Raw genomic sequence first — 15876 nt, forward strand, 5'->3', positions numbered from 1 at the left:
GACCTCCGCTCACGTGGAGCGGCAGGATCGGTGCGGGGATTAGTAGCGCATATACGCCGGGTTGCGGGTACAGCAGCCGGTATAGGAACCGGCGATACGAGCGGCTATTACGGCATAGTCAGCAGAACCTTGGTAGCGGTACGCTGGTCCATTGCCTCGTAACCCTTAGCCGCCTCGTCAATGGGCAGAACCATGTCGAAGACGCGGCCGGGCTCAATTTCGCCCTTGTAAATCAGGTCGATGAGGGTCGGCAGGTACTTGCGTACGGGGGCGGGGCCACCTTCCAGGTGAACCTGCTTGCCGAAGAGCTTATCGGTGCCGATGGAGCTGTCGTGCGGAACGCCCACGAAGCCGATGTAGCCGCCGTGGCGTACGCAGCCGAGAGCCTGGTCGAAGGACTGCTGGGTGCCAACAGCCTCCGCGACGCCGTGTGCGCCCACGCCGTCGGTGAGCTCCATGACCTTGGCGATGCCCTCTTCGCCGCGCTCTTCCACGATGTGGGCTGCGCCGAATGCCTTAGCGAGCGCCTGACGTTCGGGGTTGCGGGACATGATGATGATCTTCTCCGCGCCGAGCTGCTTGGCGCCGATGACTGCGCTCAGGCCGACTGCGCCGTCGCCAACAACGACGATGGTCTTGCCGGGGCCTGCCTGCGCTGCGTCTGCCGCGTACCAGCCGGTGCCGAGTACGTCGGATGCCGCCATCAGGTGCGGGATCTGCTCTTCGGTGGGGGTTGCGGGGGTCTTGACGAGGGTGCCGTCTGCGAAGGGTACGCGGGCGTATTCTGCCTGGGTGCCGTTGGAGCGTGCGCCGATGAAGGCGTCGCCAGCCGCGATGGCCTTGAGGCAGCGGGAGGGGTAGCCTGCGGTGCAGGTTTCGCATTCGCCGCAGGAGATGCAGAAGGAGCCTACGACGAAGTCGCCGGGGGCTACGGTGGTGACCTCGGAGCCTACTTCGACGACTTCGCCGATGTATTCGTGGCCCATTGCCCGGTGGTCGACGGGCTGTGCGCCGCGGTAGGGCCACAGGTCGGAGCCGCAGATGCAGGATGCTGCGAGCTTGATGATGGCGTCGGTGGGTTCGAGCAGGGTCGGCTTGTCGACTTCGTTGACGACGACCTTGCCGGGGGCTTCCATAACAACTGAACGCATGATGTTCCTTTCAAATCTGCGTTGATGGTTAGTCGTATCAGAGTACGCCCCACACCCCGATATATCAATAATTTTTTATGCTACGGGGTGAAGGTAAAAATTCCGACAACCGGAACCAGAAAGACCGCTCCTACTCCCCTGCTTCTCCGCCGCTTCCGCGCCAGGTTATACCGGGGAAGCCTGGGCATCCTGGCACGTTAAATAGCCCGGTTAAACGGCGGAACCCCCGCGCATCCACAGTGGATACGCGGGGGTCGGTTTATCTCAGCCTGATATCTCAAGGCGAGAAGGGGCTTAGAAGTCCCAGGATAGAAGTCTCCGCCTTAGAAGTCCCAGTCCTCGTCCTCAGTGTTCACAGCCTTACCGATCACGTAGGAAGAGCCGGAACCGGAGAAGAAGTCGTGGTTCTCATCAGCGTTCGGGGACAGTGCCGACAGGATTGCCGGGGACACGTTCGTCACGGTCGCCGGGAACATCGGCTCGTAGCCCAGGTTCATCAGAGCCTTGTTAGCGTTGTAGTGCAGGAACTTCTTAACGTCCTCACTCCAACCCACACCGTCGTACAGGGAGTGGGTGTATGCCACCTCGTTCTCGTACAGTTCGTACAGCAGGTTGAAGGTGTACTCCTTCAGCTCTGCCTGACGCTCCGCGGACTCCTTCGCCAGGCCGCGCTGGAACTTGTAGCCAATGTAGTAGCCGTGCACTGCCTCGTCACGAATAATCAGACGAATCAGGTCAGCGGTGTTGGTCAGCTTCGCGTGCGAAGACCAGTACATGGGCAGGTAGAAGCCCGAGTAGAACAGGAAGGACTCCAGCAGAGTGGAGGCAACCTTCTTCTTCAGCGGGTCGTCACCGGTGTAGTAGGACAGAACAATCTTCGCCTTCTTCTGCAGGTGCTCATTCTCAGCAGCCCAGCGGAACGCCTCGTCAATCTCCTTGGTGGAGGCGAGGGTCGAGAAGATCGAGGAGTACGACTTTGCGTGCACGGACTCCATGAACGCAATGTTGGTGTACACGGCCTCTTCGTGCGCGGTCACAGCATCCGGTAGCAGGGACACGGCACCGACAGTACCCTGGATGGTGTCCAGCAGGGTCAGACCGGTGAAGACGCGCATGGTCAGCTGCTTCTCTTCCTCGGTCAGGGTCTTCCAGGAGGGCACGTCGTTGCTCAGCGGCACCTTCTCCGGCAGCCAGAAGTTACCGGTCAGACGATCCCAAACCTCAAGGTCCTTCTCGTCCTCAATACGGTTCCAGTTGATAGCCTCGACCACGTGGTCGACGAGCTTCACCTTTTCGCTCATTAGTAATTCTCCGATTCTTAAGGGGCGGTTACAGTGCCACGCGCGCCCAGCCAGTCGCGCAGGCGGTTTGCGTGTTCACCGTAACCGCCCCTTCCAGTCTTTAGTTATAGTGTGCCAGCTCAGGCTGAATGCGTCACAGCATTCAGGCTAGAGCATGCAGGATACGCAGCCTTCAACCTCGGTGCCTTCAAGAGCCATCTGACGCAGACGGATGTAGTAGATGGTCTTGATGCCCTTACGCCATGCGTAAATCTGGGCGCGGTTGATATCGCGGGTGGTTGCGGTATCGCGGAAGAAGAGGGTCAGCGACAGGCCCTGGTCCACGTGCTGGGTTGCCACAGCGTAGGTGTCGATGATCTTCTCGTAACCAATTTCGTAGGAGTCCTGGTAGTACTCCAGGTTCTCGTTGGTCATGTACGGTGCCGGGTAGTAGACGCGGCCGAGCTTGCCTTCCTTGCGGATCTCAATCTTCGAAGCGATCGGGTGAATCGAAGAGGTCGAACCGTTGATGTAGGAGATGGAGCCGGTCGGCGGAACAGCCTGCAGGTTCTGGTTGTACATGCCGTACTGTGCCACGTCAGCAGCCAGCTGAATCCACTCTTCACGGGTTGGGATGTGGTGCTTAGCGAACAGTTCGCGGGTACGCTCGGTCTGCGGTGCCCATTCCTTCTCAATGTACTTTGCGAAGAACTCACCGGATGCGTACTTCGAGTTCTCGAAGCCCTCGAAACGCTGGCCGCGTTCCTTAGCAATCTGCATGGAGGCGCGGATTGCGTGGTAGGCAACGGTGTAGAAGTACATGTTGGTGAAGTCCAGTGCTTCTTCAGAACCGTAGTAGACGTGCTCGCGTGCCAGGTAGCCGTGCAGGTTCATCTGGCCCAGACCCACGGCGTGGCTCATGCCGTTGCCGCGCTCGATGGAGGGTACGGAGCGGATGTCAGACTGGTCGGAGACGGAGGTCAGCGAACGAATCGCGGTTTCCACGGTCTTGCCGAAGTCGTCGCCGTCCATGGTCAGTGCAATGTTCAGCGAACCGAGGTTGCAGGAGATGTCCTTACCGACGGTCTCGTAGCCGAGGTCAGCGTGGTAGGTGGACGGCTCAGAAACCTGCAGGATCTCGGAGCACAGGTTGGACATGATGATCTTACCGGCGATGGGGTTCGCGCGGTTGACGGTGTCTTCGAACATCACGTACGGGTAGCCGGACTCGAACTGGATCTCTGCGATGGTCTGGAAGAACTCACGCGCGTTGATCTTGCTCTTGGTGATGCGTGCATCGTCGACCATCTCGTAGTACTTCTCGGAGACGTTGATGTCGGAGAAGGGCACGCCGTAGATGCGTTCCACATCGTACGGGGAGAAGAGGTACATGTCCTCGTTCTTCTTCGCCAGCTCGAAGGTGATGTCGGGGATGACAACGCCCAGGGAGAGGGTCTTGATGCGGATCTTCTCGTCAGCGTTCTCACGCTTGGTGTCCAGGAAGGCGTAGATGTCGGGGTGGTGTGCGTGCAGGTACACGGCACCGGCACCCTGACGTGCGCCGAGCTGGTTTGCGTAGGAGAAGGCGTCTTCCAGCAGCTTCATGACGGGGATAACGCCCGAGGACTGGTTCTCAATCTTCTTAATGGGCGCACCGGACTCGCGCAGGTTGGTCAGGGCGAATGCCACGCCGCCGCCGCGCTTAGAGAGCTGCAGTGCAGAGTTGATGGAGCGACCGATGGACTCCATGTTGTCTTCCATGCGCAGCAGGAAGCAGGAGACGAGCTCGCCGCGCTGCTTCTTACCTGCGTTGAGGAAGGTGGGGGTTGCCGGCTGGAAACGGCCGGAGATGATCTCGTCGACGATGTCTTCGGCGAGCTTCTCGTTGCCTTCTGCCAGCAGCAGTGCGACCATGCAGACGCGGTCTTCAAAACGCTCCAGGTAGCGCTGACCGTCGAAGGTCTTGAGCGCGTAGGAGGTGTAGAACTTGAAGGCACCCAGGAAGGTCGGGAAGCGGAACTTCACGGCGTAGGCGCGCTTGAACAGGTTCTTAATGAACTGGAAGTTGTACTTGTCGAAGAGTTCCGGCTCGTAGTACTGGTTCTCGATCAGGTACTCGATCTTCTCTTCCAGGTCGTGGAAGAAGACGGTGTTGTTGTTGACGTGCTGCAGGAAGTACTGACGTGCCGCCTGGCGGTCTGCATCGAACTGAATCTGGCCGTTCTCATCGTAGAGGTTCAGCAGTGCGTTCAGCTCGTGGTAGCTCATACCCTTGAACTTTTCGGGCACGCTCTTGCCGTTGTGGCCTGCACCGAGAGTTTCTAGTGCTGAGGGCAGTTTTGCGTCCAAAATGCTTCCAATCCTTCGTTGACTTTTTCTACATCTGAATCGGTGCCCATGAGCTCAAATTTGAAGAGCACGGGCACATCGCACTTCTTGGCGACAATGTCTGCCGCAATACCGAAGAGCGGACCAAAGTTGGTGTTGCCGGAGCCAATCACACCGAGCATGTGGTGGCGATTCTGCTCCACGTTCAGGAATTTAACCACCTGCGGGGGAACGTTACCGGCGCCTTCAGGCTTGCCGTAGGTGGGGACGATGAGCACGAACGGCTCATCAAGAATGAGGGTGTCTTCGCCGGTGCGCAGGGGCAGGCGGAGGCGGCGGGCGCGGATCTTCTCCACGAACTTGTGGGTGTTACCGGAGATGGAGGAGAAGTACACGATGAGTGGCGCTGTGTCGTCCAGTCCGACCTCGGTCGCTCGACCCTCGGAGGCGTTGCGTGCATCCAGAAGGATCTTGCGGATTTCTGCGTGCTCGTCGACGGGGTTGGGCGTGAGGGCGGTACTCAATCTGTACTCCTTATTCTCGTGTGCCGGTGTGGTTCCGTGCCGATTTTCCGTTTGTACGGGTTTCGGCAGGGTTGTTACGCTGCCAGAGCGTTGATCTTGTCGGGCTGGAAGCCGGACCAGTGCTCGTCGCCTGCGATGACGACGGGTGCCTGCATGTAGCCGAGGGACTTGACCATTTCGAGGGCCTGAGCGTCTTCGGTGATATCAACCTTGGTGTAGCTGATACCCTTCGCGTCGAGGGCGCGGTAGGTCATGTTGCACTGGACGCACTGGGGCTTGGTGTACACGGTCACTACCATGGGAGTGCCTCTTACTTTCTCCCGCTCGGGCGGGCTTATCTCGTGAATGAATCTGGCGTGTTTCGTCGGCGGTTCGCCACGTGTTGTTTACGGCGGGCGCTGTGCCGTCCGCTGCCCTCTCCTAGTGGGGCGTGGCGGTTTCCTGCGCTGGGGCAGGGCGCCTAAAAGTGCCGTAGTGGTGGAACCGAGTATTAATACTACATCTAGTGTCAAGATTTTTCTTCACCACAAGATGATGTGGTGCGAGGGTCGTGTTTCGTTCGATAAACCCACAGTTGAACCCACTTAAGAGAGGGTGTCTACAGCTTATCCACACCCTGCCGCGGGGCTAGTTCGCCGTATTTTCGCGGGGTGTGCCGGGTTATCCACAGGTGGGGTTTAAGTTGGACAGGATTTTTAAGGGTTCATTCGCCCGCTGAGTTGAGGTTCAGTTAACCTCATGTATGCGTTTGGGGGCATAAAACCCGGCAGATTCGGGCTTGATTTTAAAGAGATCTTAACTCTCGCCCGTTCTTGCGCGGAACGGCGCGGTTTTAAAGCAGAACGGACTTTCTTAAAGGCGGAGGTTAACCCCCTTCGAGCGGCTTTAAGCTATGTGATTAAGGCTGTAGAAAAGATTTTTAACTCTTTTTGGTGAGCCGGTGTGTCGTGGGTTTAAGTTGGTTAATTCCGCTGAAACACCAAAACCCACCGCATATACCGGCATTTCGCGGTATCTGCGGTGGGTTTACTGGGTATCAGCGCTGGTTTTAGCAACCGGCGAGCAGTAACCGCTTAGAAATCAATCAGGCCCAGCTCGCGCAGCTTCTTGCTCAGCGTTACGCCGTCGGTGGCTTCAATCCACAGCGGCGAGCGCATCATCTGCTCAGCGCGGTAGTCGCTCCACACGCGGCCGGAGGCGAGCATGGTCTCCCCCACGGTCAGGTTGCGGATGACGATCGCCGCCACGTTGTCCGGGTAACGTACCGCGAAGCCGTTGTAGATGTACGGGTCGCGCTGCCCGTCGTCGCCGACGAGGATCCACTTCATCTGCGGGAATTCCTCGGCGAGGCGGCGCAGGGACTCGACCTTGTGGTTGGTTCCGGAGCGGAACCAGCGGTCGGGGGTGGGGCCCCAGTCGGTGAGCAGGAACGTGCCGCGCGGGTAGCCGTTGCGGCTGAGGAAGCGGCGCAGGGTCGGGGTGATGTTCCAGGCGCCGGTGGACAGGTACATGAACGGCGCATCCGGGTGGCTGCGGCGGATACGGTCGGTCATGACCGCCATGCCGGGGGTGGGGATGCGTGCGTGCTCGTCGAGAATGAAGGAGTTCCAGGCGGCTACCATGGGGCGCGGCAGCATGGTGACCATGACGGTGTCGTCGACGTCCATGATGACGCCGAGCTTCTGGCTTTCGGGAACGATGTAGACGCTGGTTGCTACGGCGCGGGAGCCGGGCACGTACATGATGACTTCGTGCATGCCGGGTTCCAGGTCGATGCTGAGTTTGACGTCGAGCACGCCGCCGCGGTCGGTGTACGCCTCGTACTTGGTGCCGTCGATGACGATGGTGACGGGCGCATCGGACATTGCGGTTGCAGTGAAGGAGCGCCAGCCGCGCATGGGGTTGGCGGTGTCTTGGGTGCCTTCTACGACCTGTAGCAGGCGTTCGAGGTTGACCGTCTTGTAGAGTGCGCGGGCGATGATGCGGACCCAGCCGGGGTTTCCTTCGGAGGCGGCGCGTCCGTAGCCTTCGGTGGGCACGAGGATAGGCTCGCGACCGGCGGCGATGGCGCGTTTTTCGCGCCACCTGTGCAGCCGGTCTGCAACACGGTAGCCGATGTTAACTGCCTCGTCGGCAGCATCGTTCACAAGGTTGCGCAGTTCGTGAGTGCCCAAATTCTCCATCCCACTAGTGTAGCGGAGCGTTACCGGCTTGCGGCTTTAGGATTTTGTGTTCTTATACCTAGTTTTTATACCTATTAATACTGTGGTGCTGAGCGCGGGGTGTGATGTGCACATTATTTAGGGTGTATTCGCTGTTCAGATTCGTTCCTTGCAGGTGGGGGCGTTATCCTGGAGAGTATGACCCACTCACAGCCTAACCGCCGACTTTTTGTGCTCGGCACTGCTATGCTTCCGCTGATTGCTGCCTGCTCGAAGAAGTCGAATGACTACGACGGCACCAGCGGTAATTTCACTCCGTATCAGGCTGGCGGCGAGACCTCTGCTGCTGCTACTCGCCCCGCACCCACGAATTCGCCGACAGTTGCCGCTGCTGGCAACCCGGTTGATAAGCCGCGCGAATGGCCCGGCATCGGCAACTCCCTCATTGGTGACGGCAAGTATGTTGCGTGGACTGTTGATGACGGCGCAAGCCCGGAGGCGATTCGCGGCTACGCTGAGTTCTCGAAGCGTACGAATACTCGCCTGACGTTCTTCATTAACGCTTCTTACACCGGTTTTAAGGAGCATGTGTCGTTACTACGTCCGCTGGTTCAGAGCGGCCAGATTCAGGTTGCGAACCACACCTACAGCCACGCTGACCTGACCACCCTGGATGCTGAGGGCGTGAAGGAAGAGCTGCAGCGTAACGAAGACGAGATTATGAGCATGTTCGGTGTCTCGTCGAAGCCGTACTTCCGCCCGCCCTACGGCCGCTACAACGATGCGGTGCTGAAGGCTGCCGGTGAGATTGGTTTTACCCGCCCGGTCATGTGGAACGGCACTACCGGTGACGAGGCGAAGACCAGCTCCCGCGTGATTTACATGCGCTGCATCCGCTACATGCTGCCGCAGCAGATTGTGCTGGGCCACCTGAACTACGAGACGATCATCCCGATTCTGGATAAGGTGAAGGGCCTGATTGATGACCGCGGCCTGACTGCGGTGACGATTCGTGACTACTACGGTGACGCCTCTGAGGAAGAGATTAAGGCGGCGGCACCTTCGCCGACCCCCACCCCGGAGGAGCACACCCCGTCCCCCGAGGCGACCACGGAGGCAGCCCCTACCCCGGAGCCGACCACTGAGGCTCCTTCCCAGGCACCGACCACCCGCTATGAGGATGAGGTTGCGGCTAGCCAGCAGGCGACGACCGCTCCGGCGGCAACGACTGCTCCGGCTGCTCGCGCAACCACCGCACCTGCGGCAACGACTGCACCCGCGGCTACTGCCACTACCGCACCGGCGGCCGCCCGCCGATAGGTTGGTGTAGACCTTCCCAGGTGAAGCCCCCTTGGCCCCGGTTCTTGTACGGATACCCCTGTATATAGGGGTTCCTGTACAGACCGGCGCGAGGGGGCTTTGCTGTGCCCGGCGGGAATAAGCGCGGGAATAAGTACGGCATCCGGGGCGTTAGGTGAGCGTATAGTGGCGGCAGTGTGCCGCATCCGAGTGTGAGAGGAATAGATAGCATGCGTATTGATATTTGGTCCGATATTGTGTGCCCCTTCTGCTACGTGGGCAAGCGTAACCTGGAGCTGGCGCTCGCCGAGTTTGAGCACCGTGACGAGGTTGAGGTGGTGTGGCATAGTTTTGAGCTGGACCCGTCGGCTACGGAGCATCCTGCAGGTTCGCTACCTGAGCTGATTGCCGGTAAGTATCAGATGCCGTTGGAGCAGGCGATTGCGAGCCAGGAGTCGTTGGCGGAGCGCGCCCGCGAGGTGGGTTTGGATTTCAATTGGCGGCAGGCGCGGTATGGTAACACGTTTGATGCGCACCGTGTGATTCATTATGCGGCGGAGCAGGGTTTAGCGTCGGCGGCGCAGGAGGCGTTTAAGCTGGCGTACTTTACGCAGGGCCGTTCGGTGCAGGATCACGAGTCGATTCTGGATATTGCTTCTGAGATTGGTCTGGATACCGCCGAGGTTGAGGCGGTGTTGAAGAGCGACCGTTACGCGGCGGATGTGCGTGCCGATGAGCAGTTGGCGCGTCAGCTGGGCATTAATGGTGTGCCGTTCTTTTTGATTGAGTCGAAGTGGGCGGTGAGTGGTGCGCAGCCTGCGAAGATGCTGGTGCAGGCGCTGCGTCAGGTGTGGGAGGAGACTCACCGTGTTGAGTTTTTGAACCCGCTGGCGGGCGCGGCTGGTGACGCTGCGGGTAATGGCGCTGGTACTGGCACTGCGGAGCCGGGTCCGTCCTGCGATGTGAACGGCGACTGCTCCTAGTAGCCGCTGAGCGAGGCGCGGCTGGGGTGCTACTCCCCCCTAGCACCCCTGGCTAATGCAGCCCCAGGTATAGCGAAGCCCCCTTGTCCCGGTTCTTGGTTGAACCGGGGCAAGGGGGCTTTGCTATGCCCACACGTTACGTCTTCCCTTGTCGGAATGTTTGGGGGCTCAATATTGCCTGCGGGTGGGGCTGTTTTCCTTTACACTTGAGTGTGTGTTCTACGGTGAACACGCTTGTCCACTCACTTTTAAAGGAATATTGTGTTGAAAATTCACGCCGCGACCGCTGGTGTTCTTGCGGGTGCCCTGTTGCTGACTGGTTGCTCTTCGTCTGTTCGTGCTCCGAAGTCTACGCCGTCTGCGTCATCGTCGACCTCTGCTTCGGCTTCCCCTACTGCTTCTTCGACGCCGAGTGCGTCTGCGTCTCCTTCGGAGTCTCCTACCCCGACGGAAACCCCGTCGCCAGTTCCGACGACTGAGGCTCCCGTACAGGCTCCGTCCCAGGCACCGGCGGCTGAGGCGCCTTCTGTGGCGGCGCCGGCAGCTCCGGTTTCTGAGGCGCCCGCGCAGCAGGCTCCCGTTCAGCCGGTGCAGCAGGCTCCGGTAGCTACGGAGGCGCCCGCGCAGGCTCCCGCTCAGCAAGCTCCCGCGCAGCCGGTTCAGCAGGCTCCGGCGCAGTCGAGTGTTTATTACAAGAATTGTGATGCGGTACGTGCAGCTGGTGCGGCGCCGTTGCATCGTGGCGAGCCGGGTTACCGTCCTGGTCTTGATTCTGATGGTGACGGCGTGGCGTGTGAGCCAAAGAAGAAGCACTAAGTTTCTACCTCAGATATAGCGAAGCCCCCTCGTACTATTTCTAGTACGAGGGGGCTTCGTCGTATCAGCTTCGTTCTGTCAGCTCAGCCTGTGAGGTTAGCGCGGCTGGTAGGCGCGGGCACGCTCAGCACGGGCACGGCGCGCCTCCGCATCCTGCAGGACCGGCACCAGCATACGCACCACCTGCTCCATACCACGCAACACCATCTTCACCCACAGGGTCACCGACCACGCCGTCGCCAGGCGCGGGTGGCGGGCACGCATCCAACGCACACCCTGAAAAGAGACCGTGTAATACAGCAAAAACAGCAACGCCTCACGGAAGCGGTGCACCTGCCGAAGAATAGGGTTCTGAGGAAGCTTCGTCATGCCTCCCAGTATACCCACCAGACCCCACCGGGACTCCCCCACACTACCCGTAATAGTCGCGAATCGTCACCGTCTTCAACCCGCGCCGATCCAACAACGCCCGAATACGGTCCAGCTCAGACACCACACCCCGATAGTTCAAATGCCCAATCACAATATGCTGAGCCAACGCATACTTCTCCGCATAGGCGTACACCTCAGCCGAAGAAATATTAGACGAATCCGCCAACGACCCAAACCACAACACCGGGCGCGTAAAACCACACGACGCCGCAGCTGCCAACACGCGCGCATCATAATACCCGTACGGCGGGCGGAAATACGGCTTCGAAGACACCCCAAACAGCCGCCTAATCTCCTCATCATTACGGGTCAACTCCTGGACAATCTGCTCATCCGTCAGGCTCGTCAACGCCGCATGACTATACGTGTGGTTCGCAATCTGCAGCTGGCCGCTCTTTACCAGCGGAAGCAACAGGTCACGATGCTGCCTAAACGCCGGGTACTGGCCGTTGATAAAGAAGGTGAGGCGCGTGCCGGTACGGTGTGCGAACTCCGCGTAGGCGCGCACCACCTCCGGGTCGGCACCGTCATCGACCGTCCACGCAATGTACTTGCCCTCACCCGGCAGGCCGGTCTGCGGGCCAGTCCAGGCACGAGCTTCGGGAACCGGGGTCGACGAGGTCGCAGTCGCAGAAGCCGTCTTAGACGCCGCGGCGGTCGGGGATGCAGAACCCGATGCGGAGCCAGATGTGGAAGGAGCAGCCGCCGAGCTTGCCGAAGGGGTCGAAGAAGGGCTCGCCGACGCACTACCGGACGGGCTGCTCGATGGGGTGCAACCGGTGAGGCCAAGACCCAGCACGCCGAAGCTCACCGCGCCTAGACCAAAGGTACCAACGTGTTGTAAGAGTTCCCGTCGCCCCATGGAGGCGCGGGCAGAAGCACCCACCACCGCCCGGTCAGCGGTGGGGTCAGTAATAGCGGATTGACGAGGAGCGATAGGTGTTTCTGAGTGTGGAACAGTGTTCATATTACGAGTGTATGATGAGACCGCCGTCAGCTATCGAAAAATTCAAAATATTACTTAATGATTAACAACGGCGCTATTAAAGAACCTTTATGCACTTTCAGTCCCCTCACTCACCGAAGACCACGCTCAGTACACTAAGCTACCCGCACGCCGGATAATCCCAGGTACAGCTCTAGGTATAGATTCAAGTACAGCTCCAGCTACAGCGCAAGGTGCAGTTCTAAGTACAGCAAGGCCCCTCCCCCAGAACGCGTTCACAACGCGCCCGGGAAAGGGGCCTCAATATATAAGTTCACACAATCGTACAACCAAGTACGCGGAGTGAAACCTACTCGGACTCCGGAGCTTCCGGCTGCTCCGCTTTAGCGGAATCCAGAGCGTTCAGCGCCTCCAGAGCTGCAGCCTCCGCAGCTTCTTCGGCGTCTGCCTCAGCCACACGCTCAGCATCCGACTCAGCAGAAGTCACCGCCGCCGGGTTCGTCAGAACCTTCACACCCATGCTGCGTAGCGCATCCGTATTCGTGATTGTCTCGTCGTTATCAATCAGGTACACCTTGTACCCGTCATTCCGCAGGCGACGCATCAGCTCCAGGAGCATGCTCTGAGCGACCTCATCCACCGCGTACACGCGCGTCACATCCAGGGCGACCTTCGAACCCTCCATCGGGGATTCCACAATCTCACGAATCACGCGCTCCACACCCGCAAAACGGATACGACCCTGCAACTGAATCAGTCGCATAGACTCATCGCCCGAACCGATCTGGTAGTTCGCGCGCAACGCCGAACGAGCCACGGTCGGCACGTTCATCACGTGCATGCCCATGTCATCAGAGAACTGCTCGAACAGCTCTACACCGCGCACACTGTTACCGTGACCGTCCAGACGCGGCGAGAACGTCGCCACGCCCAGCTGACCGGGCACCGCACCAATAATGCCGCCGCCCACGCCGCTCTTCGCCGGAACACCCACCTGGGTCGCCCAGTCACCCGCAGCGTTATACATACCGCACGTGAACATGACGCTCAGCACCTGACGCACCACAGTCTTAGGAACCACCTGCTCACCCGTCACCGGATGCACACCGTAGTTCGCCAAAGTCGCCGCCATCAACGCCAAATCCTTAACCGTCACCATCAGCGAGCACTGGCGGGTATAACCCTGCACCGCCACAGTCGGGTCACCGGTCAGGATGCCGTGGCCGCGCAGCATGTGCGCAATCGCGTAGTTGCGGTGCGCGTGCTCCAGCTCAGACTCGTACACGCGCTCATTCACCGACAGGCGGCGACCCGCAAACGCAGACAGACCAGAAATGACGCGCTCCATGCGCTCGCCCTGAGTCGCACCGGGAGGACCAACCAGCGAATGGGTGGTAATCGCGCCCGCGTTAATCATCGGGTTCAGCGGCTTACCGGAGCCGTCCTCCAGGGACAGCTCGTTGAACGGCTCACCGGAAGGCTCCACGCCCACCTTCGCAAGCACGTCATCATAGCCGCGGTCCGCGAGCGCCAGGGCGTACACGAACGGCTTAGAAATCGACTGGATCGTGAACTCCACATCGGAGTCACCGGCGGCGTACTGCTCACCATCAACCATGGCGATGGACGCGGCAAGCTTGTCCGGGTCCACGGCGGCAAGTTCCGGAATGTAGTTTGCCAACTCACCGGAGGTATCAGAAGCGACCGACTCGAGGGTCTCGGTCAGGTAAGTGGCAATAGGTGAATGCATAGTGTTCCGTATCTGCTGCTAATCGTGGTTGTTCTCGTCAAAAATTCCAGGATGCGCCCGCCCGCTGTTCCGTTTCAGCTCGGCTGAGGCACTCATCATTGCAGACTACCGCGGCGGCCATTCTAAAGAGCCTGCCGGTGAGCCTGTCAAAGTGTGTGGGTGAGGAGCACCTTTTGCTCCCTAAAGAGTGTATCTTTTGCGTGTTGAAGCCACCAAATATAACGGTCACTTCTCCCCGCTATTTCAACCCGCAGAAATCATACACGCAAGGTTTTCAGGTGGCTTACGGGTGGCGAATCGAAGCCGGCTCGCGACCGCCCAGCTCGGCGGTCTCCAGCTGGAAGGTTGAGTGCTCCACCGACACCTCAAAATGGGTCGCCACGCATGAGCGAATACGGTCCAGAATCGCCACCGCAGACCCGTCGTGGAAGCAAGAATCTGCAACCACCACGTGCGCGGTCACCACCGGCAGACCGGTCGCCACCATCGAAGCGTGCACATCGTGCACCTCCACCACGCCCTCAACGCGGAGCATGTGCTCACGCATCGCGTCCAGGTCCAGGCCGTCCGGGGTGAACTCCATGAGCACCGCGGTCGTCTGCTTCATCAGACGCATCGCACGCGGCACAATCAGCGCCGCAATGAACAGGCCGGCAAGGGCGTCCGCCTGGTAGAAGCCGGTCAACCAAATCACGATAGCCGCCACAATCACGCCCAACGAACCCAGGGCATCATTGAGCACCTCCAGGAATGCGGCACGCATATTGAAGTTTGCGTTCCTCGCCGTAGCCAGCACCGCAATGCCGATAGCGTTCGCCACCAGGCCGACCACACCGAAAATCAGCAGCTCGGTGCCGGGCACCTCCGGCGGGGCGAACAGGCGATGCACACCCTCAACCGCCGTGTAGATACCCACCGCCAGCAGCAGCACCGACTGGCCCAGCGCCGCCAGCACCTCAATACGGCGAAAACCCCACGTGCGGCGGGACGTTGCCGGGCGCGTCATCAGCGAAGCCGCCGTGAGCGCAACCAGCAGACCGGAGGCATCCGCCAGGGCGTGCGCCGTATCAGTCAACAGCGCGAGACTTCCCGTGACCAGCGAACCAATCGCCTGCGCCAACACAATAACGACCGCCAAGCTGAACGCAATCAGTAGACGCGGACGCATCGAGGCGGCGTCCTCCGGGCTCGGGGCATGCGAATGGTCGTGCCCATGGTGATGCCCGTGATGCCCGCCGTGGCCGTGATGTGCGTGCGCTCCCATGCGCTACTCCTCAACTATGAACTGCGTTGTTGACTATCGAGAGTTATCAGTGGATAGCAAAATCGCCCGATTCACAAGAACCGGGCGACAAGCTCCTCAACCGAGGAAAACGTGGAGATAAGGGGACTCGAACCCCTGACCCCCTGCATGCCATGCAGGTGCGCTACCAGCTGCGCCATATCCCCATATTCTGTTAGTGACCTCAACGAGGCAACATGAATATATTACACACACCACGGACAACGATGCAAACCAGCGCACCCACAACCAAAAAAGTTTCGGGATAACCGGGCAAGGAGAAAAGGCAACCGGGCAGGCAGAAACACCCTCGACATGCAGGTCAACACGCCGGCCAAACACGCCGAAAGGAGCAGACCCCGCGGCACCGACAGTGCCAGCAGAGCCCACCCCTCATCAGCTAAAAATCAAGCGGAAGCCTACGCCTCATCCTGAGCGGGAATGATGCGTGCAGCATCTTCCTCAGTCTCACCCTCGATGTCGAAGGGAGCCTCGTTCTCAACGCCCAGCTCAATACGCGGAGCCTCAGCCCACAGACGATCCAGAGCGTAGAACTCGCGGTCCTCCTCATGCTGAACGTGCACGACAATATCGCCGAAGTCCAGCAGAATCCAACGACCCGAGGAACGACCCTCACGGCGGACCGGCTTCAGGTCAGCCTGCTCACGCAGAGCGTCCTCAACCTCATCCGCAACAGCGTTTACGAGGCGCTCATTGTGGGCAGAAACCACCAGGAAGCCATCAATCAGACCCATCGCGTCGGATGCATCCACAGCGAACAGGTTCGTTCCCTGCTTCTCCTCCGCAGCGCGGGCGGCAATGCGCAGAGCCTCAATCGAGGACTGTGCAGCAGTCATATTTTCCTTCCTTGCCGGCAGAACACCCGCCGGCAGCACCCGCAACAGGGGTGCATTGTTCACGGC

The 15876-nt window shown here is 59.7% G+C and carries 14 protein-coding genes and 1 tRNA gene; 3 read left to right on the forward strand and 12 right to left on the reverse strand.

Annotated elements, in window-relative coordinates:
• Positions 1-107 precede the first annotated feature (107 nt).
• From AB8C10_RS05395 to AB8C10_RS05420, 6 genes are all read right to left on the reverse strand, one after another.
• Positions 108-1151 (reverse strand): zinc-dependent alcohol dehydrogenase family protein, encoded by a 1044-nt coding sequence (locus tag AB8C10_RS05395; protein WP_315355269.1) that lies wholly within the window; start codon positions 1149-1151, stop codon positions 108-110.
• Positions 1152-1474: 323 nt separating this feature from the next.
• Positions 1475-2452 (reverse strand): class 1b ribonucleoside-diphosphate reductase subunit beta, encoded by a 978-nt coding sequence (gene nrdF / locus AB8C10_RS05400; protein ID WP_005508801.1) that lies wholly within the window; start codon positions 2450-2452, stop codon positions 1475-1477.
• A 147-nt stretch (positions 2453-2599) separates the two neighbouring features.
• Positions 2600-4780 (reverse strand): class 1b ribonucleoside-diphosphate reductase subunit alpha, encoded by a 2181-nt coding sequence (gene nrdE, locus AB8C10_RS05405; protein WP_005508802.1) that lies wholly within the window; start codon positions 4778-4780, stop codon positions 2600-2602.
• Positions 4753-5283, reverse strand: coding sequence for a class Ib ribonucleoside-diphosphate reductase assembly flavoprotein NrdI (gene nrdI, locus AB8C10_RS05410; protein WP_049338466.1), 531 nt, complete (start codon positions 5281-5283; stop codon positions 4753-4755). Before nrdI ends, nrdE begins: the two co-directional genes overlap by 28 nt.
• Positions 5284-5357: 74 nt before the next feature.
• Positions 5358-5582: a glutaredoxin-like protein NrdH gene (gene nrdH, locus AB8C10_RS05415; RefSeq protein ID WP_005505794.1), complete on the reverse strand. Its 225-nt coding sequence runs from the start codon at positions 5580-5582 to the stop codon at positions 5358-5360.
• A 774-nt stretch (positions 5583-6356) separates the two neighbouring features.
• Complete coding sequence (locus tag AB8C10_RS05420) at positions 6357-7466, reverse strand: App1 family protein (RefSeq protein ID WP_314669246.1); 1110 nt, start codon at positions 7464-7466, stop codon at positions 6357-6359.
• 177 nt (positions 7467-7643) lie between these two features.
• On the opposite strand from AB8C10_RS05420, the gene AB8C10_RS05425 reads away from it, so the two are divergent.
• The 3 genes from AB8C10_RS05425 to AB8C10_RS05435 all read left to right on the forward strand — a co-directional run bounded on the left by AB8C10_RS05425 (position 7644) and on the right by AB8C10_RS05435 (position 10543).
• Complete coding sequence (locus AB8C10_RS05425) at positions 7644-8765, forward strand: polysaccharide deacetylase family protein (RefSeq protein ID WP_368867095.1); 1122 nt, start codon at positions 7644-7646, stop codon at positions 8763-8765.
• Between the two features lie 209 nt (positions 8766-8974).
• A complete protein-coding gene (locus AB8C10_RS05430; protein WP_368867096.1) occupies positions 8975-9727 on the forward strand; it encodes a DsbA family protein in 753 nt (250 codons plus the stop codon).
• Between the two features lie 261 nt (positions 9728-9988).
• Complete coding sequence (locus tag AB8C10_RS05435) at positions 9989-10543, forward strand: excalibur calcium-binding domain-containing protein (protein WP_368867097.1); 555 nt, start codon at positions 9989-9991, stop codon at positions 10541-10543.
• 96 nt (positions 10544-10639) lie between these two features.
• On the opposite strand, the gene AB8C10_RS05440 is transcribed toward AB8C10_RS05435, so the two are convergent.
• The 6 genes from AB8C10_RS05440 to rsfS form a co-directional block, all read right to left on the reverse strand.
• Complete coding sequence (locus AB8C10_RS05440; protein ID WP_303976317.1) at positions 10640-10912, reverse strand: hypothetical protein; 273 nt, start codon at positions 10910-10912, stop codon at positions 10640-10642.
• Positions 10913-10955: 43 nt separating this feature from the next.
• Positions 10956-11942, reverse strand: a complete 987-nt coding sequence (locus AB8C10_RS05445; protein WP_368867098.1) for a polysaccharide deacetylase family protein — start codon at positions 11940-11942, stop codon at positions 10956-10958.
• 328 nt (positions 11943-12270) lie between these two features.
• A complete protein-coding gene (locus AB8C10_RS05450; RefSeq protein WP_368867099.1) occupies positions 12271-13671 on the reverse strand; it encodes a glutaminase in 1401 nt (466 codons plus the stop codon).
• A 283-nt stretch (positions 13672-13954) separates the two neighbouring features.
• Positions 13955-14935 carry a cation diffusion facilitator family transporter gene (locus AB8C10_RS05455; RefSeq protein WP_368867100.1) on the reverse strand — a complete coding sequence of 327 codons (981 nt, stop codon included), beginning with the start codon at positions 14933-14935 and terminating at the stop codon, positions 13955-13957.
• 112 nt (positions 14936-15047) lie between these two features.
• Positions 15048-15120 (reverse strand) — tRNA-Ala (locus tag AB8C10_RS05460).
• A gap of 252 nt (positions 15121-15372) precedes the next feature.
• Positions 15373-15810 (reverse strand): ribosome silencing factor, encoded by a 438-nt coding sequence (rsfS, locus tag AB8C10_RS05465; protein WP_005505774.1) that lies wholly within the window; start codon positions 15808-15810, stop codon positions 15373-15375.
• Between the last annotated feature and the right edge of the window lie 66 nt (positions 15811-15876).

Origin of the sequence: Rothia mucilaginosa (genome assembly GCF_964210535.1) — a bacterium.
Lineage (GTDB): Bacteria > Actinomycetota > Actinomycetes > Actinomycetales > Micrococcaceae > Rothia > Rothia mucilaginosa_F.